Origin of the sequence: Exiguobacterium sp. s28 (assembly GCF_018618135.1) — a bacterium.
GTDB lineage: Bacteria > Bacillota > Bacilli > Exiguobacteriales > Exiguobacteriaceae > Exiguobacterium > Exiguobacterium mexicanum_A.
Genome location: NZ_JACSLL010000010.1, coordinates 58,039 through 81,583 on the forward strand (window position 1 = coordinate 58,039; position 23,545 = coordinate 81,583).

General features: G+C 54.3%; 17 protein-coding genes. 10 read left to right on the forward strand and 7 right to left on the reverse strand.

The window, feature by feature from the left end; translation table 11 throughout:
* Positions 1–14 precede the first annotated feature (14 nt).
* The 9 genes from addB (at position 15) to KNP78_RS11130 (ending at position 15,587) form a co-directional block, all read left to right on the forward strand.
* A complete protein-coding gene (gene addB / locus KNP78_RS11090; RefSeq protein WP_214752392.1) occupies positions 15–3,455 on the forward strand; it encodes a helicase-exonuclease AddAB subunit AddB in 3,441 nt (1,146 codons plus the stop codon).
* Positions 3,439–7,041, forward strand: a complete 3,603-nt coding sequence (gene addA / locus KNP78_RS11095; RefSeq protein ID WP_214824258.1) for a helicase-exonuclease AddAB subunit AddA — start codon at positions 3,439–3,441, stop codon at positions 7,039–7,041. Before addB ends, addA begins: the two co-directional genes overlap by 17 nt.
* A gap of 115 nt (positions 7,042–7,156) precedes the next feature.
* Entirely contained in the window at positions 7,157–7,519 is a 363-nt protein-coding gene (locus tag KNP78_RS11100; RefSeq protein ID WP_021066686.1) for a response regulator, read from the forward strand.
* The gene (locus tag KNP78_RS11105) at positions 7,516–10,074 is read left to right on the forward strand and encodes a sensor histidine kinase (RefSeq protein ID WP_214824261.1); all 2,559 of its coding nucleotides are present in this window, start codon (positions 7,516–7,518) and stop codon (positions 10,072–10,074) included. Before KNP78_RS11100 ends, KNP78_RS11105 begins: the two co-directional genes overlap by 4 nt.
* Positions 10,075–10,219: 145 nt before the next feature.
* On the forward strand, positions 10,220–10,600 hold the full coding sequence (locus KNP78_RS11110; protein ID WP_034776573.1) for a YisL family protein: 381 nt from the start codon (positions 10,220–10,222) through the stop codon (positions 10,598–10,600).
* Positions 10,601–10,702: 102 nt separating this feature from the next.
* Positions 10,703–11,704: a class I SAM-dependent methyltransferase gene (locus tag KNP78_RS11115; RefSeq protein WP_034776575.1), complete on the forward strand. Its 1,002-nt coding sequence runs from the start codon at positions 10,703–10,705 to the stop codon at positions 11,702–11,704.
* A 73-nt stretch (positions 11,705–11,777) separates the two neighbouring features.
* Positions 11,778–13,304: a phytoene desaturase family protein gene (locus tag KNP78_RS11120; protein WP_214824299.1), complete on the forward strand. Its 1,527-nt coding sequence runs from the start codon at positions 11,778–11,780 to the stop codon at positions 13,302–13,304.
* The gene (locus KNP78_RS11125; protein WP_214752397.1) at positions 13,301–14,779 is read left to right on the forward strand and encodes a phytoene desaturase family protein; all 1,479 of its coding nucleotides are present in this window, start codon (positions 13,301–13,303) and stop codon (positions 14,777–14,779) included. Before KNP78_RS11120 ends, KNP78_RS11125 begins: the two co-directional genes overlap by 4 nt.
* Positions 14,748–15,587, forward strand: a complete 840-nt coding sequence (locus KNP78_RS11130; protein WP_034776584.1) for a phytoene/squalene synthase family protein — start codon at positions 14,748–14,750, stop codon at positions 15,585–15,587. The genes KNP78_RS11125 and KNP78_RS11130 overlap by 32 nt, the downstream gene beginning before the upstream one ends.
* Before the next feature lie 430 nt (positions 15,588–16,017).
* Here KNP78_RS11130 and KNP78_RS11135 read toward each other — a convergent pair whose 3' ends face one another.
* From KNP78_RS11135 to ybaK, 6 genes are all read right to left on the reverse strand, one after another.
* On the reverse strand, positions 16,018–17,484 hold the full coding sequence (locus KNP78_RS11135; RefSeq protein WP_034776586.1) for a phytoene desaturase family protein: 1,467 nt from the start codon (positions 17,482–17,484) through the stop codon (positions 16,018–16,020).
* A gap of 19 nt (positions 17,485–17,503) precedes the next feature.
* On the reverse strand, positions 17,504–18,571 hold the full coding sequence (locus KNP78_RS11140; RefSeq protein WP_138859860.1) for a glycosyltransferase family 2 protein: 1,068 nt from the start codon (positions 18,569–18,571) through the stop codon (positions 17,504–17,506).
* Positions 18,571–19,266 (reverse strand): lysophospholipid acyltransferase family protein, encoded by a 696-nt coding sequence (locus tag KNP78_RS11145; protein WP_214752399.1) that lies wholly within the window; start codon positions 19,264–19,266, stop codon positions 18,571–18,573. Before KNP78_RS11145 ends, KNP78_RS11140 begins: the two co-directional genes overlap by 1 nt.
* Positions 19,232–19,984 carry a carotenoid biosynthesis protein gene (locus KNP78_RS11150; protein WP_034776593.1) on the reverse strand — a complete coding sequence of 251 codons (753 nt, stop codon included), beginning with the start codon at positions 19,982–19,984 and terminating at the stop codon, positions 19,232–19,234. Before KNP78_RS11150 ends, KNP78_RS11145 begins: the two co-directional genes overlap by 35 nt.
* Positions 19,985–20,072: 88 nt before the next feature.
* Positions 20,073–20,771, reverse strand: coding sequence for a CDP-diacylglycerol--serine O-phosphatidyltransferase (gene pssA / locus KNP78_RS11155; RefSeq protein ID WP_021066674.1), 699 nt, complete (start codon positions 20,769–20,771; stop codon positions 20,073–20,075).
* Positions 20,772–20,795: 24 nt separating this feature from the next.
* Positions 20,796–21,260 (reverse strand): Cys-tRNA(Pro) deacylase, encoded by a 465-nt coding sequence (gene ybaK, locus KNP78_RS11160; protein WP_034776595.1) that lies wholly within the window; start codon positions 21,258–21,260, stop codon positions 20,796–20,798.
* Between the two features lie 152 nt (positions 21,261–21,412).
* Between ybaK and KNP78_RS11165 the strand changes: the two genes are divergently transcribed.
* Complete coding sequence (locus tag KNP78_RS11165; protein WP_138859858.1) at positions 21,413–22,147, forward strand: enoyl-CoA hydratase/isomerase family protein; 735 nt, start codon at positions 21,413–21,415, stop codon at positions 22,145–22,147.
* 39 nt (positions 22,148–22,186) lie between these two features.
* Here the strand turns inward: KNP78_RS11165 and KNP78_RS11170 are convergent, their stop codons facing one another.
* On the reverse strand, positions 22,187–23,545 hold the full coding sequence (locus KNP78_RS11170) for an MATE family efflux transporter (protein ID WP_034776600.1): 1,359 nt from the start codon (positions 23,543–23,545) through the stop codon (positions 22,187–22,189).

The following is a 23,545-nucleotide window of genomic DNA, read 5'->3' on the forward strand; positions in this document are numbered from 1 at the left end:
GGGTGTTCGCCTAAATGACGGTCACTTTTCATGTCGGGCGTTCCGGGAGCGGAAAAAGCGAATGGATGACGAAACATGTCATCGAAGAGCTGAAGCGTGACCCGAGCGGACCGACCATCTATATGCTCGTCCCAGACCAAATGTCGTTTGAGATGGAACGGAAGATGGCGATGACGGACGGCTTGAACGGGTCGACCCGGATTCAAGTCTTATCAATGCGTCGACTCGCCTTTTTGATGATGCGCGACCGGGGCGTCGCGACCGAACAGTTTTTAGATCAGACAGGGACGCACTTGCTGTTGCGCCGCGTCGTCGAGATGAACGAGGAACGATTGACGTTGTTCCGCCGGACGATGAACCAGTTCGGCTTTTACGAGGAACTGAACCAGTTGATCACGCTCCTCAAGCGCGGCCTCGTCGATCCCGAGCAGTTGCTCCGCTTAAGCGAGCAAGACCAACATCGGTCCCTCAAACTCCAAGATTTGTCGATTCTTTACGAGGGTTTCTTGATGATGACGGAAGGGAAATCGCTCCACGCGGAAGACTATTTCAACGTGTTGCTACAACTGTTGCCGGACATCGATTTGACCGGGACGCAGTTTTATGTCGATGGGTTCAATGAATTTTCGGAACAGGAGCTAGCCGTGCTCGTCGCTTTAGCGGAGAAGGCGCCGCTCGACGTGCTGTTGACGATTGACCCGGATTCGCTCTATCGGCCTCATCCGTCGTTCGGACCGACGCAACGGACACTCATGCGTTTCAAAGAGCTGTTGGCTGAGCGCGGTCTCTCGTCAAACGACCACCCTCATACAGGATCTCCGCGCTTCCAACATCCGAGCCTGGCCTATCTCGAGGCGACGTTCGGGCAAGTGACGGCAGCCCCATACACGCGTCCTGATTCGAATGTGGTGTTGAGCGCGGCCGTCGACCGGTCGGTAGAAGTCGAGGCGGCCGTCCGTGAGGTCGTTCGGCTCGTCCGCGAGGAAGGATTCCGCTATCGCGATATCGCTTTCGTGTCACGCTCGCTTGAGGAGTACGGCGACTTGGCGACACAAGCGCTCCAAAAAATGCGGTTGCCGTTCTTCCTCGATGAGCGTCAACCGATGCTCGATCATCCCGTCGTCGAATTATTGAAGGCGACGATTGAGGTCGCGATTCGCGGCTACCGGGAAGAACCGGTGTTTCGGGCGCTCAAAACCGAACTGATTTTGCTCGATGCGGAGCATCGACGCACGTCGGTCGACCGGCTCGAGGCGTTCGTCATCGAGCGCGGGATCAAACATTATCACTGGCACGAGGATTGGTATTTGCGACGCCGAGCCGAAGAAGAGGCACGGCTGACCGGGGAAGAACTGGACTTGGAGACGGCACTCAATCGTTACCGCCAAACCGTCGTTGACACGTTCGACCCGCTGTTGGCCGATTTAAAAGCGGCGAAGACGATGCAAGCTTACACGCACGCCATCTATGCCTTTTTAGAACGGATTGATGTGGCGTCTTGTCTCGCCTATTGGCGCGAGGAGGCGCTCGAGGAATCGAGATTGCTCGAAGCGAGAGAACATACCCAAGTGTGGGATGCCGTGTTGCACTTGCTCGAACAGTTGGAAGCGGCGGCGCCAGATGAGACGCTCTCGACCGAACTGTTCCTGCAGATGATGGATACCGGGCTCGACAGTTTGCGTTACGCGCTCGTCCCGCCATCTCTGGACCAATTGACGGTCACTGATTACGTCCGGGGCCGCTTGATTGATAAAAAGGTCGTCTTCTTACTCGGGGCAAACGAAGATCAAATCCCGCTCGTAGCGACCCAGTCGAAACTGTTGACCGACCAGGACCTTGATTTCATGCATGACAACGGCGTTCGGGCCGGGAAAGCGACCGAGCATTTATTTGATGACGAGACGTACTATTTATACAAGGCGCTCACGGCACCGAGCCATCGTGTGTTCGTCAGCTATGCCCTCGTCGACCGGGCTGGCAAGGCGATTCAACCGGCGAGTTTTATCGCTGACCTGAAAGCCCGCCTCAGTGGCGGGAAAGTCGTGACGACCCATTTCGCGGAAGCCGGGGAACATCGCCCGAGCGACCAGCTGTCTTTTATCACGAACGTGAATCAGACGGCAGCGGTGACAGCGCTCGAACTGCAACGACTCAGCCGGCATTATCCGATTCAAGATACGTGGTTCACGGTGTACAACGAACTGTTGAAACATCCGGAAGGCCGCGAACGGATTCGCTTATTGACGAGTGCACTCTTCTATCAAAACGTGCCACAACCGTTGCCGGAAGATGTCGCCAAGTCACTTTATACAAACTCGATTCGAGCGAGCGTCTCGCGGCTCGAGACGTTCCAGGCTTGTCCGTTCCGTCACTTTGCGAGCTATGGGCTCCGTTTAAAAGAACGTCGCCTGTATCGGTTAGAAGCGCCGGATATCGGAAACTTGTACCATCGCACGATTGAGCATATGTCCCAGACCGTGAAAATGGACGGGAAAGAATGGCGGGATGTGAGCCGCGACGAGTGTTCGTCACTCGCCGAGGCGGCCGTCGAACTCGTCACGCCGGAAATTCAAAATGCGATTTTGATGAGTTCGAACCGGTATGGCTATTTGAAGAAGAAATTGACCGATGTCGTCAGCAAGACGGCGGAAGTATTGATCGAGCAATCGAAACGGGACGGATTCGACCCCGTCGCTTTCGAACTCGCCTTCGGCAGCGGCAATTTCCCGCCCGTGTCGTTCACGCTCAGTAACGGGGCGACGTGTGAACTTGTCGGTCGCATCGACCGCGTCGACACGGCCTCGGTCCATGATCAGCTTTACGTCCGGATTGTCGACTATAAGTCGAGCAAACGAGAAATCGACTTCGCCGAAATCTATTACGGGCTCGCCATGCAGATGCTCATCTACTTGAAAGTGCTGATCGAGCAGGCGAACGCGTGGACGCAAGAGAATGTCGCCCCAGCAGCGGCGCTTTATTTCCACGTCCACCGGCCGCTCGTCGCACCGGGCGAGACGGACACGGACACCGAGCGGAAGGTGCTCGAGTCGTATCAGATGCAAGGGTTGCTCGTCGACGATCCGGCCATTTTAGAGGCGATGGACCGGACGGCGAAACTCGATCAGAAAAAATCAATCGTCATCCCGGTCAAGTACAAGAAAGACGGGACGATCGATGCGAATACGACGAAAAAAGTCGTCTCCCCGCCGCAGCTCGAGCAATTGATGGACCATGCCCTTAATTTGGCGGAGGCGAGCGCCGAGGCGATGTATGACGGTGAAATCGGAGTCGAGCCATATGAATATAAAGAACGACGGCCCTGCCAGACGTGCCCGTTCCAAAGTGTCTGTCACTTTGATGAGGCGCTGTCTAATGAGCCACGGCAATTGAAGAAATTAGAAAAAGATGACGTCTTGTCAAGATTAGGAGGTGACGTCGATGAAGTGGACGAATGACCAACAAGCGGCCATCGATGCCAGAGGATCGCACGTGCTCGTCTCGGCGGCAGCCGGTTCCGGCAAGACGGCCGTCCTCGTGGAACGGCTCGCGAGCCGTCTCTTGGATGAGACGGACGAATTGACGGCGGACCGCATGCTCGTGGTCACATTCACGAATGCGGCGGCGGCCGAGATGAAACGTCGAATCGCCAAAGCACTCGACGGGGCACTCCGTGATGATCCCGAGAACGCATATATTCGAAAACAACGCCAAATGCTCAACCGGGCACTCATCACGACGATTCACTCGTTCTGTCTCGAAGTGATTCGGGAGAATTATTATTTGCTCGACCTCGACCCGGCGTTCAAAATCGCCGAGGAACGGGACTTGGTGCTTTTGCAGGACGATGTGCTCGAAGATGTGCTCGAGGAGGCGTACGGTCAACAAGACCAAGCTTTCTTCGCTTTGATTGACGCTTATACGTCGGACCGGGGCGACAGTGAGATCGAGGAATTGATTCTCGGTCTCTATCACTATGCACGGACGCTACCAGACCCGGAAGCGTACTTGGACGAACTTGTGTCGTTGTATCAGTTCGATGGGGATCCTGACGAGGAACAACTGTTGATTGAATTCGGGCGCCTGCTTTGGGTAGACATCGAAAAAGCATTGCGTCAGCTCCGTCGCGTCGCCATCGAACTTCGCCTCGCCGGTTATGAGGCGCAATCTGAGAACGTGCAACAGGCGATTTTACCATTTGCGAATCTCGATCCGGACTCGTTCAAGTGGAGCGAGCTCGAGACGGCTTCCCGCGCCGTCAAGTTCGGGACGATGAAATCCGTTCAAAAGAAAGAAGAACATCACGTCTATCACACGGTATTGAAGCCGGCGTACGATCAGGCGAAAAAGAAGTTAAGTGAAGCCATCGCCCAAGCGAGCACGAGTGGGGCCGATTATTTGGACGTGTTGATGACACAACGTCCGCTCGTCGAGACGCTCGTTAAGACCGTTCGGACGTTCGGTGCCGCCTATGAACAGGCGAAGCGGGACCGTGCTTTTGTCGACTTCAGCGACCTCGAGCATTATGCGCTCGCCATTTTACGAGACGAGGGAGGACCATCTTCGGTCGCTTCGCTTTACAAGCAACGTTTCGCCGAAGTATTGATCGATGAGTATCAGGACACGAACGAGATTCAAGAGACGATCATCGGGCTTGTCAGCAATGAAGTCGAGCATGTCGGAAATCTGTTCATGGTCGGCGATATCAAGCAGTCGATTTACCGGTTCCGCCATGCCGAACCACGCTTGTTCATCGAGAAGGCGACGCGCTTCAAACAGCATGGGTCGGGACAACGGATCGACTTGTCCCAAAACTTCAGAAGCCGAGCCGAAGTACTCCACGGCATTAACGACTTGTTCGTCCGGTTGATGGACGAGGAAGTGAGCGAAATCGAATACGATGAGGCGGCACGTCTCGTCCCGGGGCGTGACTATGAGGCGCTCGAGGCGAGTCCTGAACTCATTCTCGTCAACGGGGAGAGCCGCGACTTGTCGAAACAAGAACTCGAAGGCCGGGCCATCGCGACCCGGATTTTAGAGCTCGTCTCGGGCGAGGAACCGTTCAAAGTGACCGATGAAGCGACAGGTTTGCTCCGGTCGTGTGAATATCGTGACATCGTCATCTTGGTCCGTTCAAAGAAAGAGCGGGTCGAACAGTTGATGGATATTTTGACACAGTACAACATTCCGGCCTACACCGATTCGGACGGGGGATACTTCCAAGCGACGGAGATTCGGATGATGCTCGCGGTGTTGAAACTGATCGACAACCCGCTCCAAGACATCCCGCTTGCCGGGGCGCTTCGCTCGCCGATGTTCGGGTTCAGCGACCAAGAGTTGGCGAAAATCCGCCTTGAGTCGGAAGAGTCGTTTTTTGAGGCACTCAAAGCGAAAGCAGATGATGAGGACGATCTCGGTCTGAAGTGTGGCGATGTTCTTGACGCGTTATCAGCGTGGCGCACGTTCGCTCGCAACCACAGCTTGTCAGAATTGATTCAACAAGTGTTCAACGACACAGGATTTTATGATTTTGCCGGCGGACTGCCGGGCGGGAAAGGGCGCCAAGAAAACTTGAAGGCGCTCTATGACCGGGCGTTGTCGTATGAGCGGAGTGGTTACCGCGGCTTGTATCGTTTCCTCCGTGTGATGGATCGGCTTCAGGATAACGGTGAGGACTTGTCCGAGGCGCGCTCACTCGGTGAAGAAGAAAACGTCGTCCGGATCATGACTGTCCATAAGTCGAAAGGACTCGAGTTTCCGGTCACAATCGTCGCTCAGCTAGGGAAGCAGTTCAACAAGCGCGATCAAATGCAGCGCGTCATCTTCCATAAACGTTACGGAATCTCCCTCGACGCGATTGACGTGGTCACGCGCACGAAAACGGAGACGTTCGTCAAAGAGATGATTCGCCGCGATCTCGATGCGACGATGAAAGCCGAAGAGATGCGCGTCTTGTATGTCGCGCTCACGCGCGCGAAAGAAAAACTGATTTTGGTCGGGACGGTCAAAGAGCCTGGAAAACAGATCGGGCAATGGTTGCACGTCGAGCAAACCGGGACGACTTTATCGGCCGATGCGCGTCGTGAGGCGAAGACGTATCTCGATTGGGTCGCTCCGGCGCTCTTAAAACTCGAAGGGGCGGCCCCATTTTTAGAAGAGCAAGGGTTGCCGATCGTCGCACCCCAATCGGAAGCGACCCCGTGGACGTACCGTATCATCGGCGAAGAGGACTTGGCGGAAGTCGCCACGCTCCAAGAGATGATGGCGCAGCTCCATCACGTCAAACAGTTCGAAGCGATCGACTTTCCGGTCAAAGACGAGGCGAACGTCACAGATTTTGTCCGCCGGGCGTTCACTTATGAATATCTGGCCCAAGCCGCGACCGAGACGGCTGCCAAGCAAACGGTCACGGAACTGAAACGCGCTCTCCAACTCGAGCAGGCGGCGTTTGAAGAGACGTACCGGGCGAGTGACACCCCGTACCGAGAGCCGAAGTGGAAACAATCGAAACAGACGGGAGCCGAGCGGGGTACGACGTTACACCTTGTCTTTCAATTGATCGACCCGTCTGAACCGCTCGCCTTACAAATCGATCGCTGGGAAGCCGACGGCATGCTTAGCCCGGTCGAGGTCGAGACGGCAAGGCTTGCCATCCCTGAAATCGAGGCGTTCTTTGCTTCAGACACGGGGCGCGCATTAACGGTAGCGCTTCAAACCGGGACTGGCTGGCGCGAGTTGCCGTTTACGTACACGGTTCCGGCCGAACGGGTCAATCCGAGCGGGACGTTCACTGACGAACATGTGCTGATTCAAGGGATTATCGATTGTCTGTTCCATGACGGCGAGACATACGTGCTTCTCGACTATAAATCGGATTCTGTGCTCTTTTCGAGCGAATCCCGTGACGCGGCGAAACAAATGTTGCGCGACCGTTATCATGTCCAATTATCGCTCTATCGCGAGGCCATCGAGGCGATTTGGGGGATCACGGTCGGGCAGATGCTCATTTATTCGCTCGAATTACAGGAAATTGTTGTATTATAATGTAGACGTTGTGAAGAAAAAGGGGTACGGTTATACACCGTACACCCTTATTTTTTGTGATTACGAACTGAATCCGTTAAAATAATGGAATGGGATAAAAAATGGAGGAATCGTCATGGTAAAAATTTTACTAGCAGAAGATGAAGAAGTATTACGGATGCTTGTTTTAGATACATTAGAAGATGAAGGATATGACATTGATGAAGCGCCAGACGGCCTTGAAGCCTACCGGCTAATCGAACAGAACGAGTATGACCTCGTGATTGTCGACCATATGATGCCAGGCATGACCGGTCTTGAGGTCATCGAGAAAGTTCGGAAACTACCGGGACGTCAACATACAAAAGTGATGATGCTCACGGCGAAGAGCCAACAATCTGATCGTGATTGCGCGAACGAGATTGGCGTCGACTACTTTATATCTAAGCCGTTCAGTCCACTTGAGTTGGTGAAGATTATAGGAGGAATCGTGAATTGAACAGATGGTTTAAACAAAAACTCGGTCGCGACCTTATGGTCGTTCTCTATTCCTTCCTCGCGCTCGCGCTGGTCGGATCGATGATCATGTACACGTACATGCAAGAGCGAGTTGCTGAAAACGAACAACGGCTTGAAGACGTTGATGAACGGATTGAGCGGTTGAACACGCTGTGGGATGAGTGGCAAGGCGTCCAGTATGATTCGCGCGGTTATCTCTTGTTCGGAGACACCGAGTCGCTTGAACGGGCTCAGTCGAAAGAGAACGAGTTCCAGCAAGAAATCAACTGGTTCAAGAGCGTCGTCCAAACGAAGCAAGGTGAAATTTTCGCAGACGACTTGCAAGAATTCCACGACTTCTATTTTGGCGTCATCCTTCCGGTGACGACAGAATACGGACAATTGCGCGCCGAAGGTGAAATTACCGAAGATACGATTGATCCGGAGACGGTATTGGCATTGCCGACTGCCGAACGTTTGATTGAACAAGGCGTCGTTCCCTATAGCCCGGAACGCGGCATCGACACGCTCGGCCCGATTGAACAGATTGAAACGGCCTTATCCGATTATAAAGAGTTGATGAATAGCGAGAAACAAAAAGTGTACGACGCTTGGAAATTGAATAATGATATTCTTCAATTCTTGTGGATCGCGAGCATCTTGTCGTTCGCGGCATTGATCTTGTTGTTCATCCAACCATTCTTGCGCCGTCAAACGCGTTTGATTTCACGTCTCTCGGTCGCATCTGACCGGTTGTTGAAAGGCGAGATCGTCGATTTGAGTGATCAGATGGAACGTGAAGACGAAATCGGGATCATGTCACGATCGTTCAACAAGATGGCCGAGACGCTTCGTGACAATGAACGTCACTTGATTGAAAAGAACCACGAATTACAGGCGCAACAAGAAGAGTTGATTGCGCAACAAGAAGAACTTCAAGCGCAACAGCAAGAACTCGAAGAAATCTTGGAGCAGACACAACAGAACGAGCAACACTTGGCTTACCGCAACGAGTTGACCGAGACGCTCGCGGCCCGCGATTCGTTGACGGCTTACCCAGAGATTATCGAGAAACTGGTCGCCATCACCGACTCCGAAGTCGGCGCCCTCGTATTTGTCGATGCGACAGGCTCGTTCTCAATCACAAGCCACGGATTGAACGAGACGCTCACGCGTCAGTTGCTCGACAGCGAGAACTCAGTCTTGACGCGGGCGATGACGCTTCGGACGACAGTCCATTCGTCGAAACAAGTCGCAAGCGACCACCCGCTCCCGTACCCATACTATATGTATGAGACGGCTGTACCGGTCCATGACCCGACAGATGACTCGATCATCGCGTTCATCTATCTCGTCCGCTATAAAGATCGCTTTACGCAGACACAGATGGGTGACATCATGTCGTTCGCTCGTCAGTTGTCGCTCTCGCTTCTCCGGATGCGTCTGTTTGAAGAGATGACCCGTGAGAAAGGGAAGACGGAACGGATCCTCGATTCAATTCGCGAGGCGGTCATTTACGTCGAACATTCGACCGATGACGTCTTCGTCAACCGTCCGCTCTATGAGATGTTCCCTGAGCTTGACGACATCACGTCGAGAGAACTCGCGGAACTGTCGTGGAACGAATGGCGAGAGACGATTTCGACGACAGTCGACCAAGAAGATGATTTCTTGAAGTATACCGATCGCCTCTTCACCGACGACTTCCCGCATGACAGCGTCAGCTTCTCGATCCGTAAAGGCGAGATGAACTTGCAGATGTATGCGGAACGCATCGTCGTCGGCGGGTTGTCGAAAGGGACGTTGCTCGTCTTCCGTGACATCACGAGCGAGACCGAGGCGGAACGCTTGAAGAGCGAATTCATCTCGACGATCTCCCACGAGTTGCGGACACCGCTCTCGTCGATCTACGGGTTCACCGAACTCATGGTCAAGAAGCAGTTGCCGAACGAGAAGCAAGCGAAGTACTTGCAGACGATTCACGCCGAGACGGAGCGCCTGACGCATCTCGTCAACGATTTCCTCGACGTGCAACGGATGGAAGCCGGCAGTCAGATGTACGACCGCGAACAGCTCGATATCGAGCCGGTCATCCGCGACATGATGACGTTCTATGAGGCTTCTTCGCTGAAGCATAAGTTTGAACTCATCACGGCCGATGACCGTCCGTATGAACTGTTCGCCGACTGTCAAAAGTTCAAGCAGTTGATGAGCAACTTGCTCTCGAACGCCGTGAAGTATTCACCGCGCGGCGGAAAAATCACCGTCGAATTGGCCCACCACGATCAATCGGTGTCGATTAAAGTGAAGGACCAAGGTATCGGTATTCCGAGCGACGCGCTCGACCGTCTCTTCGACAAGTTCTATCGGGTCGATAATTCCGACAGCCGAGAAATCGGCGGAACCGGACTCGGTCTTCCGATCTGTCAAGAGATCGTGCGCGGTCACGCCGGACAGATTCATGTCGAGTCGGTCCAACATCAAGGGTCGACGTTCACGGTCGTGATTCCGAGCTTCGAATACGCGGTTCGCGAACAAGAGTCAACGACAGCTTAATAAATGAAATACGACAAGGCGCCTGATCATTCCTCGATCAGGCGTCTTTTTGATAGGCAATCAGATTTTTCAGTGGCCTGCTTGACCGCAATCAGAGCGACTCGTGTACAATAGAGGTTGTACATAATGGAAAGGGGGACTTAGAATGCCATTGATTGCATTCCTACACACGCACGTCACGAGCTGGGTCTTGTTACTCGTCTTGTTCGCTGTCGCCTATATCGGCTACAAAAATGCCAACAAGAGCGGGAAGATCGCCCACATGGCGTTTCGACTCATGTTGCTCGTCGCGTTCGGCACGGGACTTTATTTGTATCTTCAATTACTCGAAGGCGGCATGTTCTACCACGTGAAGATCACGGTCGGACTCTTGACACTCATCTTTGGTGAGATGACGCTCATCCGTGTGAAGAAGAACAAACCTGCGGGCACGATGTTCGGCGGTTTTGCGATTCTCGCGCTTGTGACAATCTTCATCGGCTATGCGTTGCCGTATGGACAGTCGTTCTTCAGCAACTTCATTTAAGTTTGATTCCCACTTCGCACATCGGAGTGGGATTTTTTTGTTTGTCCGTAAATTATTAGGGGAAAATAAAAAAATCAGTGATAACGATGATGAGGTGAAACGATGGAACAACAGATGAATGAATGGTCACGCGTCTTGCACGCACGCAGATGGATGAAACAAACCGAATCGTTCCTGCCGCTCTGGCACGGATATATCGGCTATAAATATGGGTTGTTCGATGCGCTCCAAGGCGGGGCGAGCTTTGCGGAGATGACGCTTCGCTTGAAGCAACCGTTGACGAAACTCGCGCTCGAGCGTTGGCTCGACGTCGGGGTCGCCGTGCGCCATTTGAAGAAGAAAGGTTGGCGCTATTTCCCGACCCGTAGTTTGAAATATCAGTTGTCGCACGAAGATGAGCGCAGCATCGGCTTTATGCTCCAAGAGATGATGGAACTTCATATTCCGGCACTCATCGCATATCCTGACTTTTTAGAGTCGGGCAAACAGAAAACGTTCGATGGGGCGACACATGGCCAGGTCGTCGCACAGACGTCGACGCTCGTCGAGACGGTCGCGTTCCCGGTCGTGCAGCAGCTGTTGCGGCAAGCCGACGTCAAGACGATGCTCGATATCGGGTGCGGCCACGGGGGTTACTTACGCAAACTGCACGGACTCGAACCCGATTGGCAGTTGACCGGCATCGATCTCGAGGAAGACGTGATCGCAGAGGCGCGGGAACAAGATGAGTCCGGTGAGATTCGCTATGAAGTAGCCGATTTTATGGAGTGGGATCACGACGAACGATTTGATGCCGTCATGATGAATAATATGTTGTATTATTTCTCCCCGGAACAACGAATCGAACTGCTCGGACGGATGCTCGAAAACTTAGACGAAGCAGGTGTCGCGGTCCTCGTCACGCCTCTCGCCGAGACGCCGCTCGGTGCTCGATTTGCCTCAGCGTTCAATGCGTTCATGACGTTGCATGATAACCTCTATCCGCTCCCAACGATTCGTGAGTTACGTCGTCAAATGCACAAGGTCGGTTTCGACAACGTCCGTTTCATCCCGTTCATCCCAGAAGGGTCATGGTACATTGTCATCGCGAAACGCGACAATTGACACATCGCGGACACACGACGAGCCGATTCAGATTTGAACTTGTCTCCAGTCATTTCTATAATGGGATAGAAGCATAAGAGACTTTTCACATAGGGAGTTGTTCAACGTGTCGGAAAAAAGAGTCGCCGTAATCGGTGCCGGACCAGGAGGACTTGCGGCCGCTATGCTGCTCGCAAGTCGTGGTGTGAAAGTAACAGTGTTTGAGAAGCAGGCGTTCGTCGGTGGACGGACGTCGCGTCTGCAAGTCGGAGAATTCGCGTTCGATCGTGGCCCGACTTTTTTAAATATGCCATACATTTTAGAAGAGATTTTCGAAGAGACAGGTCGAGATTTACACGACTATGTCGAGATGAAACGACTCGAGCCGATGTATGATCTTTATTTCGATAAAGGAAATCGGGTCCTATCGATGACGACCGATCGCGATCAAATGCATCAGGCGATTGAAGAGCAGTTCCCAGGCAACGGGGAAGGGTACGAACGCTTCATGGCCGAACAAGCCATCAAGCTGTCGAAACTGATGCCGGTGCTCCAGACGGCACATGACAAATTGACCGATTACGTGGCGACGCGCGTCTTGAAGGCGCTCCCGTTCTTATCGATCGGCAAGTCGTTATACGATGTCTTGTCAGAATATTTCACGAGCGAAGAGCTGAAGTACGCGTTCACGTTCCAAGCGAAATACCTCGGCATGTCGGCGTGGGATTGCCCGGGTGGCTTCTCAATCTTGTCGTATATGGAACATGCTTACGGCGTCCATCATCCGATCGGCGGCGTGAATCAACTCTGCACAGCGATGGCCCGTGTCATCGAAGAAGAGGGTGGGGAGATTCGTCTCAAAGAAGGCGTCGACCGGCTCTTGCTCGACGGGAAACGCGTCAACGGACTCGTAGCGAACAATGTCCACTATGCCTTTGACGAAGTGATTGTCGGTGCGGACTTCGCCCATGCGATGACGACACTCGTCCCAAGCGACGCACTCACACGTTGGAGTCCAAAACAGCTGAAGAAGAAACGCTACTCGTGTTCGACGTTCATGCTTTATCTTGGACTCGATCGTGTCTATGACGACGTCGCCCATCACTCGATTCATTTCGCCGACGACTACGAGCGTAATGTGAAAGAGATGACGCAAGACTTGAAGCTGAGCGAAGATTTCTCCTTCTACGTGCAGAATGCGTCAAACATTGACCCGACACTCGCACCGTCAGGGAAATCCTCGCTTTATGTGCTCGTCCCGGTGCCGAACAACCTGTCGAATTTACCGTGGGAGACGCTCGAGACGACGATGACCGAGCGCGTCCTCGATGCACTCGAGACTCGTTCGCCGTATCGTGATATCCGGAACCATATCGAGGTGATGCAGCCGCTCACGCCAAACGATTGGGAAGCGTTCGGTGTCTATGAAGGGGCGACGTTCAACTTAGGACATAACTTGTCACAGATGATGTATTTCCGTCCCCATAACCAGTTCGAGGAGCTCGACCACGTCTGGCTCGTCGGCGGTGGGACACATCCAGGCAGCGGACTGCCGACGATTTTTGAATCGGCGCGCATCACCGCCAACCTATTGCGTGACCGGGCAGGTGTCGGCCAATGAACATCAGTTTCGTCGGTGCCGGCATTGGGTCGCTTTACGCGGCCTTGCTCCTGACCCACAAATATCCGTCGCTAGACGTGACCGTCTATGAAAAAGAAGCTCGTGTCGGCGGCCGGCTCAATTATGTCGAGTTCGAGAACGGTGCCCGCGTCGATGAAGGGCCGACCATCGTCTTATTGCCCGGAAAATTGAAAAGTCAGCTCCTCGAGGCCGGTTTCCCGGAGCGAGAGCTCGAGTTGATCGAGGTCGACCCGCTTTATCGCCTCCGTTACGAGGATGGCACGACGTTCTACAAATACCGTGACATCGAACGTCAGGCGGCCGAAATTGACCGTCTGTTCAACGAGGGCGACGGCTTTAGAAAGTATATGACTCAAAAACGAGAAGAGTACCGCCTCGGGTTCGATGCATTCTTAGACCGGGGCTATAAAGGCAAGACCGATTTGTTCGAACCGAAACTATTGATGCTCCTCATGCGCTTGAAGGCGTATGAGACGGCACACGAGAACATGAAACGCTTCTTTAAAGACGAGCGTCTGCGCGTCGCCTACAGCCTCCAAACGCTCTATATTGGTGGGAACCCATATGATACCCCATCCCTCTATGGTTTGATCCCGTACCGCGAACAAGAAGAAGGAATCTGGTACGTCAAGGGAGGATATTTCTCACTTGCGACGAAAGTAGAACAAGAGTTGAGACGACGCGGCGTCAAGTTCGAGTTGAACGCGAACGTCGAACGGGTGCAGGTGGAACAAAGCCGAGCGAACGCGGTCATCGTGGATGGTGTCGTTCATCCGTATGATGCGGTCGTCGTCAACGGTGATTTCCCCCTCATGGAACGGTTGATTGATGGCGTTAAGCCGAAATCATACGAACCGTCGAGCGGGACGCTCCTGCTTTACTTCACCGTGACCGGGGACATCGATTTACCGATCCACCAATTCGACTTGCCGAATGATTTTGCCGGGTCGATGCGGACCATCTTCGAAGATGGTAAACTAAGCAAGTATCCGGCGATGTATACGTTCAATCCGTCTTTGATGGACGACACGCTGGCACCGGACGGGACGAGCGTTCTCTATGTCCTCGTGCCGGTCCCACGTAAATTGGAGCGTGAGGACTTTGAAACGAGCGGTGCGATCGAGCATTTGATTGGTCGGATTGAACAGATGGTCCCCGACTTCAGGGATCGTGTCATTGAGATGAAAGTTCGGACGCCGATGGATGCGGAACGATTTGGGTTATTTGAAGGCGGGAGCTTCGGCATCGCCCCGAAATTGGCCCAATCGGCCGCGTTCAAACCACAGGCTCGCCCGTACGCGCACATCGACCGACTTTACGCCGTCGGAGCATCGGTGCATCCGTGCGGAGGCGTCCCGATCGTCATGATCGGCTCGCAGCTGTTAGTGAAGAGAATGGAAGAAGAAATGGGGGCATTGTACCATGACGACACAAGAAGCGTATCGTCACTGTGAAGACGTAATGAAAAAAGGCTCGCTCACGTTTTATCGGGCCTTTTCTTTGCTCTCCAAACCAGACCGTCAGGCCGTGGCCGCGGTCTATGCGTTTTGTCGGACGCTCGATGACGCGGTCGATGAATCCGACCGTCCTGAAGAGAGCTTGACGGACTTTTTGGCCGAGTTCGATCGTTTCTTGGCCGGTGAACATCTGACCGATGCGCTCTGGGTGGCGTTGCGTGACGTTTGGGGACGGTACGACATGGACGTCGAACCGTTCTTTGAATTGGCTGAAGGCATGAAGTGGGACTTACATAAAACGCGCTACGCGACGCTCGAGGAGACGGAGCAATATAGTTACTATGCGGCCAGCACCGTCGGTTTGATGCTGTTGCCGATCCTCGCGCCGGACGTGGATGCGACGGGACGGCACCAGTTGAAACAAGGTGCGATCGACTTAGGCATCGCGATGCAGTTGACGAATATTTTGCGTGACGTCGGGGAAGACCTCGACCGAGATCGGATTTATGTCCCACAATCGTTGCTCGCCGAGTTCGGTGTCGCGGAAGCCGATTTGTTCGCGCGCCAAGTGACCCCGGCGTTCATCGACGTCTGGGAGACGATGGCGCGCCGGGCCGAACACCTATACGTCCGGGCCCGAGAGACCCATCACTTATATCCTGCGACGAGCCGAAAGCCGGTCAGCGCGGCGGGATTGCTCTATGAAGGCATCTTGGACGCGGCCCGGCAGAATGGGCACGACGTCTTCACGAAACGGGCGTTTGTCTCGACGATTCAAAAAGGGAAACTGTTGGCCAAGTTATAAAATCAGGCAGCCGTCGCAAAACGGCTGCCTTTTTTGTGCACAAAAAAACCACTTTTGGCGGGGGACCAAAAGTGGTGTAAGCGTTGTGTGATTCGTTCATCGGGGAAACGAACGAATCGGACGTGATGTACCCTAAAGATGTGCCTCGTCTCATGGGGAATGAAACGATGGGGCATCTTCGCTGAAGCAGGATGCTTGATGGACTAAGGGGGAACATCATAATGCATGCTGTTCCAGCCGCGGGATACGAGTGGGGAAACTCGCTCATCACTTTTTTCTCGGGTGTGACAAGTTCAAAACGCGATAGGCTCGGGGAAGCCATTCGATCGCTACAGGTGTAACAAACGTTACAAAACTGCTTGAACTCGAATATGATGTTATCACGTCTATCCCGTGTCGACAAGTGTCGAATCTTCTGTTCACAAAATGTTCAAATTGTCAGAGGTATGTCCTCTAACATCGACCGGGCCGCAAATTGTCCTGAAAGCGTCACCATCGGGCTGCCGCCGCCAGGATGGGTCGAGCCGCCCGCGAACCAAATGTTGGACACATCTTCCGAGCGAGCGGAAGGTCGGAAAAACGCTCCTTTTTTCGAGTTGGCCGATGTCCCATAGAGTGCCCCGTAATATGCGTAAAAATCACGCGTCAAGTCGAGCGGGGTGACACGGCGATGGAAGACGACATCGCGATCTTCCCATTCAACGCCGAATTTCCGGAGGCGTCGGCGAATCAAATGTTCATACGTCTCGGCATCGATGTCGGTCATATGGGCCGGCGCATTGACGAGGATGAACAAGTTGTCGCCAGCTTCTCCCATCGAAGGGTCCGTATGGGCCGAGTTCGAGATGTAAATCGTCGGTTCGTCCGCATACCGTTCCTCGTCGAACAGCGCCCGGAATTCCGCTTCGTAGTCGTCTGAGAAGTAGACGTTATGATGCGCCAAGTTCAACCGCTTGTTCAAGCCGACCATGATGACGAAAGCGGACACCGATGGTTCAATCGTGTCACGCGTCGGTACCGGGAACGACGGACGGTCAGAAGCATCGACGAGTCGCGGATACTGCGTGAGCAGTTCTCCGTTCAATAAGACGGCGTCACAAGACATGACTTCTTCATGGTCGATGACGACCGCGTGCGCTTTTCCGTTCGTCACTTCAATTTTTGTGACTTCATGACCGAGCCGGAACTCGACGCCAAGCTCGCTCGCCCGTTTGGCGAAGCCTTTCGCAATCGTCCAGTTCCCACCTTTGGCGAAATAGACGCCATCATTCAGCTCCAGGTGCGAGATGAGCGCGAACGTGCCGGGTGTGACGTACGGACTGCTGCCGATATACGTCGCATAGCGGTCGAGCGCCTGGATGATGCGCGGGTCTTTAAAATACTTCTTATGGAGCGCATGAAGGCTCTTGAGCGGATGTACTTTCATCATGTCAGCCCAAAGGCCGGTATCGATTTTTGAATCCATCCGTGTGAAGAACCGGTTATTGGCGATTTCAAACAACTTCTCCGCCTCGTCTAAGTAGTCGGTCAATTGATTCTTGTCGGCCTTATCGCCGGTCAGACGGCGTACCTCGGCTTCCATTTTCTCGCGGTCTGAATGAAACGTGAACGTCGAACCGTCAGAGAAATGATTGACCGTGTGCGACTCAAGTTTGACGAGCTCAAAATAGTCATCCGGGTTGGCCCCGCTGTTGCGAATGACGGAGCGGAACACGTCCGGCATCGTAATCGTATTCGGCCCGAAGTCGAACCGGTGTCCATCGGTGATGATCGGCATGAGTTTTCCGCCGACATGTTCATTCTTTTCAATGACGGTCACGTCGTAACCGCGGGCGGCCAAGGTGACGGCGGCGCTCAAGCCGCCGAGCCCGGCCCCGATAATAGCGATATGTTTCATGTTGTGCCTCCTAGCGAGATTATTGATACGTCCGGCCTTTCCATGAAATCGGCTTTCGTCGCCATTTGCGCACGACCGCGCTCGCGAGGAGCAACAAGTAGGCGATGAGGCTGAACGGATGGAGCCAAAAGTGGCGTCCTCCCGATTTGACGTCGATCGCCAGTCGAGCGAGCAAGACGAACACGCACGCCAAGAACGAGATCCAGTCCATGCGGACGAGGAGTGCGATGAAAGCAGACAGCTGGGTGCCGTAGTATAAGAAGAAATAAAGGGCGATGCCCACTGCTTCATTCATTCCCTTGAATACGTTCTTTGAAAACCCGTTCCACACTTCTTCGTTCGTCGCATACATGTCACATGTGATGTAAGGCGAGACGTTGACGAGCGACGTGACTTTTTTGCGTCGCTTGAACTCACGGCACAGATCGATATCATCGATCAATGAATTGTGGATCGAGGCGTGTCCACCGACGTCGTCATAACTTTTCCGTTCGACGAGCACGTTCATTCCGTTGGCGGCGGCGAAGGCGGGATGACGCACCTTTCGCCAAAACAACGGCAAATGTTGGGCGATCAAGACGTGTTGCATCGGAATCAACAGTTTCCCGAGCCACGTTGGTGTCGGGAAACGAGGAAAACCTGACAAGAAGACCGCCCCTTCACGGGCGAGTGTGCCGTGCAGTCGCCCGATGAACGTCGGGTCGATCGTCACGTCGGCATCGAGGAACAACACGTACGGTTCGGTCGTCCGGGTCGCCAGCTGGTGACACGCGTGGACTTTGCCGGCCCAACCTTCCGGGAGCGGCACACCACGGAAAATGGTGAAGCGGGCATCGTCCGCGATTTCCCGGACGAGTGCCTCGTATGTAGCATCCTCGGACCGGTCCTCGTATAAATAGACGTGGCTTTCATCCGTCAAGGCGGCCTTCAAACTCGTGATCAGTTTTGGCACGTTCCGTTCCTCGTTCCGCAGTGGGATGCACACCGCGGTCGGAGGAGCTGGGATGGGTGCGGTGAGCGGACGGAGGAATAGCAAGTTGACCAACGTGAACAGTAGCATCAAAAATGTGAGCGACAAAATCACCATCAGCGGCCTCTTCCGATTTGGAGCAAGTGCTCCGTCCAATCTGCCAAACTGCGCTTCGGCGGGAACAAGGCGATATAGCGGTCGGACTGCTTGATTACGTCGTCGCGCGTATCGTCATATAGGCGTTCGAGTGCTTCGGCGAGCTCTTGTTTTTGGTCACGTCGCGTCTTAGAGACGACCGTATGGTTGCGGAAGCGCACATAGACGAGCGGAGCGGCGTGCGACGCGAACGTATAATAGATGGCACATAGCCGGACTTCCGGCTGGTGGAGCAGCATCGTCACACCTGATCCAATCTCGAGCGGACGATGCTCTTGTGGATACTCGCGTCCTTGTGGGAACACCCAGACGGACTTGCCTGCAAGTAAGAGCCGATTGGCGTAGTCGAGCGAGGCGCGCACATCCGACAGTTTGCCTTTTTTGATGGAGAACGCGCCCAAGTGACGGAAGAACGGGAAGCGGCGCAACCCGTCCTCATCCATCAAGACGTGAACGTCATGACGCAAATAGTATTCATTCAACATGAGCAAAATCATCCCGTCCCACCACGAGCTATGTGTGCTCAAAAACAATCCTGGTGTCGGCACGTCATCGGCCCGGACGTGGATCGTATGGAAAAACGGACGGATTTGACGTTCTTTGACGAACGTCGAGAACAGATTATTGAACCATTTCTTTTTGCTCGCTTCGATCATGTCGGCTCCTCCGTTCTATCAAGATGAGGCCTGCGGCTGTGACAACGCTGAGTACGCCGATGCCGTAAAGACCGGCGTTGACGGCCGTGACACCGAACAGGGCGTGCAGCATGACGAACAAATAACGTCCGTGTCCGAGTAACATCGGCTCGGCTTCGACTTCAAACCGGTCGAGCAACCAAGAGAAAATGAGTGACAGTCCGAACCAACCGACGAAATTCTGCGTCGGGATATCATAATACAGACCGTCATTGGCCCATTCCCAGTAGCCTTTCACGTTCGCTGCGACCGGGTCAATCGCCATATCGAGCCAAACGGCGAGGAACGGGACGAGCCAGAGCGTCCGGTTCTTGAACGAGAACAAGCGGGCGACGGCAAAACTCGAGCCGATGACGGCGAGCCAAGCCGCCCCGATCGTGACCGGTACACCGAACACGGTCGGACCAAACGCCTCCGCGTAGATGTACTCACTGAACGGGAACCCGGTTTTGACACCGAGCGTCTCGACAGCGATTGAACCGAAGAAGATGAACGGGACGATCAGGCGGGCGTGGCGGACGCCGTCCGCAATCACCCAACCGCCGATGAGACCGGCGAGCCATAAGAAGACCGGGTTCGCCCATTCGAGCCAACTCGGCAACAAATCAAAGCCGACGAGGACGACCCCGACGACATACCAAACCAAAAACCATTTCCAAATCCATGGATACACTTTCATTTCATCACCTCTATTCTCATTCTAGAGAGGTTTGCGGCTTGCGTCTAATAAATGCATGCAAAAAAAAGAGTCCCTCGAGAGGGACCCGTCAATTCGCCATCCGCTTTCGTTTTTTGACGAACGAGAAAGCGATGAATAAGACATAGAACGTGACGGCGATGAACCAGAACGATGGCCATTCTTTCCACCGGGCAAAAATCATGTACGTCAAGTAGATGAGGCTGACCGTGATGATGAACGAGTGGCGCGGGAGCGGCACGTCTTTAAAGCTCGGGATGCGGACACGGCTGACCATGAGCAGAGCGAGACCCGTGAAGAAAATCGGAGTGAGCAACTCGTTGATCTGGTCCCCGAACGTCGTCACGACGGCGAGCAAGCCACCGGCCGCGGTAATCGGGACGCCCGAGAAGTAACTGGCCGTGACGTTCGTCGCCGACAAGTTGAAGCGGGCCAAGCGGTAAGCACCGAACAACGGGAACAAGGCGGCGAAGAAGAGACCGTAGTTGCCGTAATCGATGAAAAACGTATAGTAGGCGAGAAGCGCCGGGGCGACCCCGAACGTGACGACATCGGCGAGCGAGTCGAGTTCTTTTCCAAAGTCACCGGCCACGCCGAGCATACGGGCCAGCCGTCCATCCAAACTGTCGAGCATCATGGCGATGATGATGAGCAGCGTCGCGTTCGAGAAGTCACCGCGCGCCGCATAAACGATCGCCAAGACGCCGCAGAACAAGTTGCCGAACGTAAACGAGTTAGGAATCCATGAGCGGATTCGTTCTTTCCACATAGGTATTGCCTCCATCTTTCTTTGTCATTGAGTGAACCAGTGACCGTCCGTGAACCGGAGCAGGTCGGTCGGTGTGAGTTCGAGTTGGTAGCCGCGCTTGCCGGCCGAGATGATGATCGTATCTTTTTGTCTGGCACTATCATGCAAGAAGACAGGAAACCGTTTTTTCGCCCCGATTGGCGAGACACCGCCGCGGATGTAGCCGGTCAGCGTTTCGAGCTCCTTCATCGGGACAGGGGAGGCTTTTTTGGCGCCCCAGGCTTTCGCGGCCGCTTTCAAATCGATATCTAAATCTCCTGAGATGAGGAAGAAGGCGTAGCGCCGTTGCTCATTCTCGAGACAAATCGTTTTATAGAGCTGGTCGAGCGGTTTACCGAGTGACGCGGCGACATGTTTGGCGGAGACGTCGGACGCGTCCACTTCGTAGGAGTGGTACGTGAACGGGATGTTCCGTTGTTTCAATTGTCTTGCGGCATTCGTCAGTTGCATCAGCCCCACCCTTTCGTTGAACGACTCTTTTAAGAATAGCAAATAGTGGTAGCGTCGGGCAATCGAACTCGGAAAGTTTCTATGACAAGAAGGAAACAGAATGAACGACATAGAAATGAATAGTGATTCATTTTAGTGAAGGGGGAAATGGGATGGAAACGATTCAACTGGAACAGCGGAACGGGGTCGGCTGGCTGAAATGGGACCGGCCGGAAAAATTGAACGCATTAAATGAGACGTTGCTTCGCGAGGCGAGGGAAGCGATGGAGCAGCTCGTGGCGGATGAGGCCGTCCACGTCATCGTGCTCGTCGGGCAAGGGCGTGCCTTCTCATCGGGACAGGACTTGACGATTGAGAGTGACGCCGACTATGGGGTGTATTTGGAAGAGGTGTACCATCCGCTCGTGCGGGCGCTTGCCGACTGTCCGAAACCAATCATTGCCGGCATTCACGGGGTCGTCGCGGGGGCGGGTCTCAGTCTGGCGCTCGCGGCGGACGTCCGTCTCGTCGCCCGGTCGACGAAGTTCAGTTCCGCCTTCATCAAAATCGGCCTCGTCGCCGATGCCGGGGGACCGTACCATTTACGACGCTTGATGCGGCCCGATCTCGCGCTCGCTTGGATGTGGAGCGGCAGCACGATTGATGCCGAACAGGCCGAAACGTTCGGTCTCGTCACCGAGCTCGTCGAGGATGAGGCGTACTTGGAGCGGTTGACGGCCTATGCCGAGACGCTCGCAGCCAAGTCACCGACGGCGGTGCAAGGCATGAAGGCGTTGTTCCGGGCCGACTCGTTCGAGGACGGTCTCGAGCAAGAGATCATCTGGCAACGGAAATGTGGTCAGACGGACGTTCATCGGCAGGCGATGCAGGCGTTCCTAAATCGATGAAAAAAGAAGCGGTCACAGCGACCGCTTCTTTTTGGTTGATTATGAAGTTGGCTTCGGTTCGAACTGGAAGCCTTTTTGTTGCCACGTGCCGTATTTCCAACGACGGAAGGCGAAGAAACCGCGGAACCACTCGTCGAGCGAGAAGGCGAGCCAAATGCCGAGGACGCCGAGCCCCATTTGGAGTCCGAACAAATAACTGAAGACGACGGCAACGCCCCACATCGAGGCGATCCCGATCATGACCGGGAAGCGAACGTCGCCGACCGACTTGAGCGATCCCATCAACACGATGTTCATGGCGCGACCTGGCTCAAGGATGAGCGTCGCCCATAAAATCGGCACCCCGACGGCGATGATATCCGGGTTCGATGTGAACAAGCCCAGCAGCGACTTGCCGAAGACAGCGAGCCCGAGCGACGCCACGAGTGAAGCGAACATGGCAATCTTCAATGTCTTAACGGCGCGGGTATACGCTTCTTTAAACCGTTTCCCGCCGATGTCACGGGCAATCAATAATTGCGTCCCTTGCGCGACGGCGACCGTGAACAAGAAGGCGAGCATCGACAAGTTCATGACGTATACCCGTGCGGCGAGGGAAGCCTCGCCCATCGTGGCGATGAAACCGGTGATGATGATTTGCGAGAACTGATATGACAAGTTCTCTCCGGCTGATGGTACGCCGATTTGGAGCAAGGCGCGAATGTCGTCGCGTTTCGGACGAATCAATTCCTTGAGCGGGAAGCGGAGCATGAGCCGCTTCTTGACGATCCAGAACAATAGCACCATCGCCGAGAAACGGGCGATGACGATGGCCCATGCGACGCCGGCGACACCCGTGACCGGGAGACCGAACCAGCCCATGACGGCGAGCATCGCCCCGGCAGCTGTGATGATATCGATGAGAAGTGTCGCGAGCATCGCGTGCTTCGTCATCCCGTGGCTCCGGAGGACGGAACTGAGCGCCATGATGAGCGCTTCGGTGAACAGCGACAACCCGACAATCTGCAAGAATAACAGGCCATGGTCGAACAGCTCATCCGATAAGCCGAACAAACGGAGGAACGTCTCACCGAACAAGAAGACGACCGCGACCATGAGCACGCCGAGCCACATGTTCAAGCTGACGGCGGAACGGGCGAAGTCACGGCTCTTCTTCATCCGATTGGCGCCGATCGCTTGACCGATCAAGATGGTCGCACCGACCGAGGTCACGCTGAAGACGATTAAGAAGACGTTCAAGATTTGGTTGGCGACGCCGACCGCGGAAGCGGCAGCATCGGAGTAATGGGCGAGCATGAGCGTGGCGATAATCCCGGTCCCCATATGGAGTGCGAGTTCGATGAAAATCGGCCACGAAATTTTAAATAAACTGAGCTGTTCGGTGTCTTTTGTCGGCAT

Coding starts and splice junctions, on each gene's coding strand:
- addB (WP_214752392.1), top strand. CDS start 15: ATGACGGTCACTTTTCATGTCGGGCGTTCCGGGAGCGGAAAAAGCGAA.
- addA (WP_214824258.1), top strand. CDS start 3,439: ATGAAGTGGACGAATGACCAACAAGCGGCCATCGATGCCAGAGGATCG.
- KNP78_RS11100 (WP_021066686.1), top strand. CDS start 7,157: ATGGTAAAAATTTTACTAGCAGAAGATGAAGAAGTATTACGGATGCTT.
- KNP78_RS11110 (WP_034776573.1), top strand. CDS start 10,220: ATGCCATTGATTGCATTCCTACACACGCACGTCACGAGCTGGGTCTTG.
- KNP78_RS11115 (WP_034776575.1), top strand. CDS start 10,703: ATGGAACAACAGATGAATGAATGGTCACGCGTCTTGCACGCACGCAGA.
- KNP78_RS11125 (WP_214752397.1), top strand. CDS start 13,301: ATGAACATCAGTTTCGTCGGTGCCGGCATTGGGTCGCTTTACGCGGCC.
- KNP78_RS11130 (WP_034776584.1), top strand. CDS start 14,748: ATGACGACACAAGAAGCGTATCGTCACTGTGAAGACGTAATGAAAAAA.
- KNP78_RS11135 (WP_034776586.1), bottom strand. CDS start 17,484: ATGAAACATATCGCTATTATCGGGGCCGGGCTCGGCGGCTTGAGCGCC.
- KNP78_RS11140 (WP_138859860.1), bottom strand. CDS start 18,571: ATGGTGATTTTGTCGCTCACATTTTTGATGCTACTGTTCACGTTGGTC.
- KNP78_RS11145 (WP_214752399.1), bottom strand. CDS start 19,266: ATGATCGAAGCGAGCAAAAAGAAATGGTTCAATAATCTGTTCTCGACG.
- KNP78_RS11150 (WP_034776593.1), bottom strand. CDS start 19,984: ATGAAAGTGTATCCATGGATTTGGAAATGGTTTTTGGTTTGGTATGTC.
- pssA (WP_021066674.1), bottom strand. CDS start 20,771: ATGTGGAAAGAACGAATCCGCTCATGGATTCCTAACTCGTTTACGTTC.
- ybaK (WP_034776595.1), bottom strand. CDS start 21,260: ATGCAACTGACGAATGCCGCAAGACAATTGAAACAACGGAACATCCCG.
- KNP78_RS11165 (WP_138859858.1), top strand. CDS start 21,413: ATGGAAACGATTCAACTGGAACAGCGGAACGGGGTCGGCTGGCTGAAA.
- KNP78_RS11170 (WP_034776600.1), bottom strand. CDS start 23,545: ATGCCGACAAAAGACACCGAACAGCTCAGTTTATTTAAAATTTCGTGG.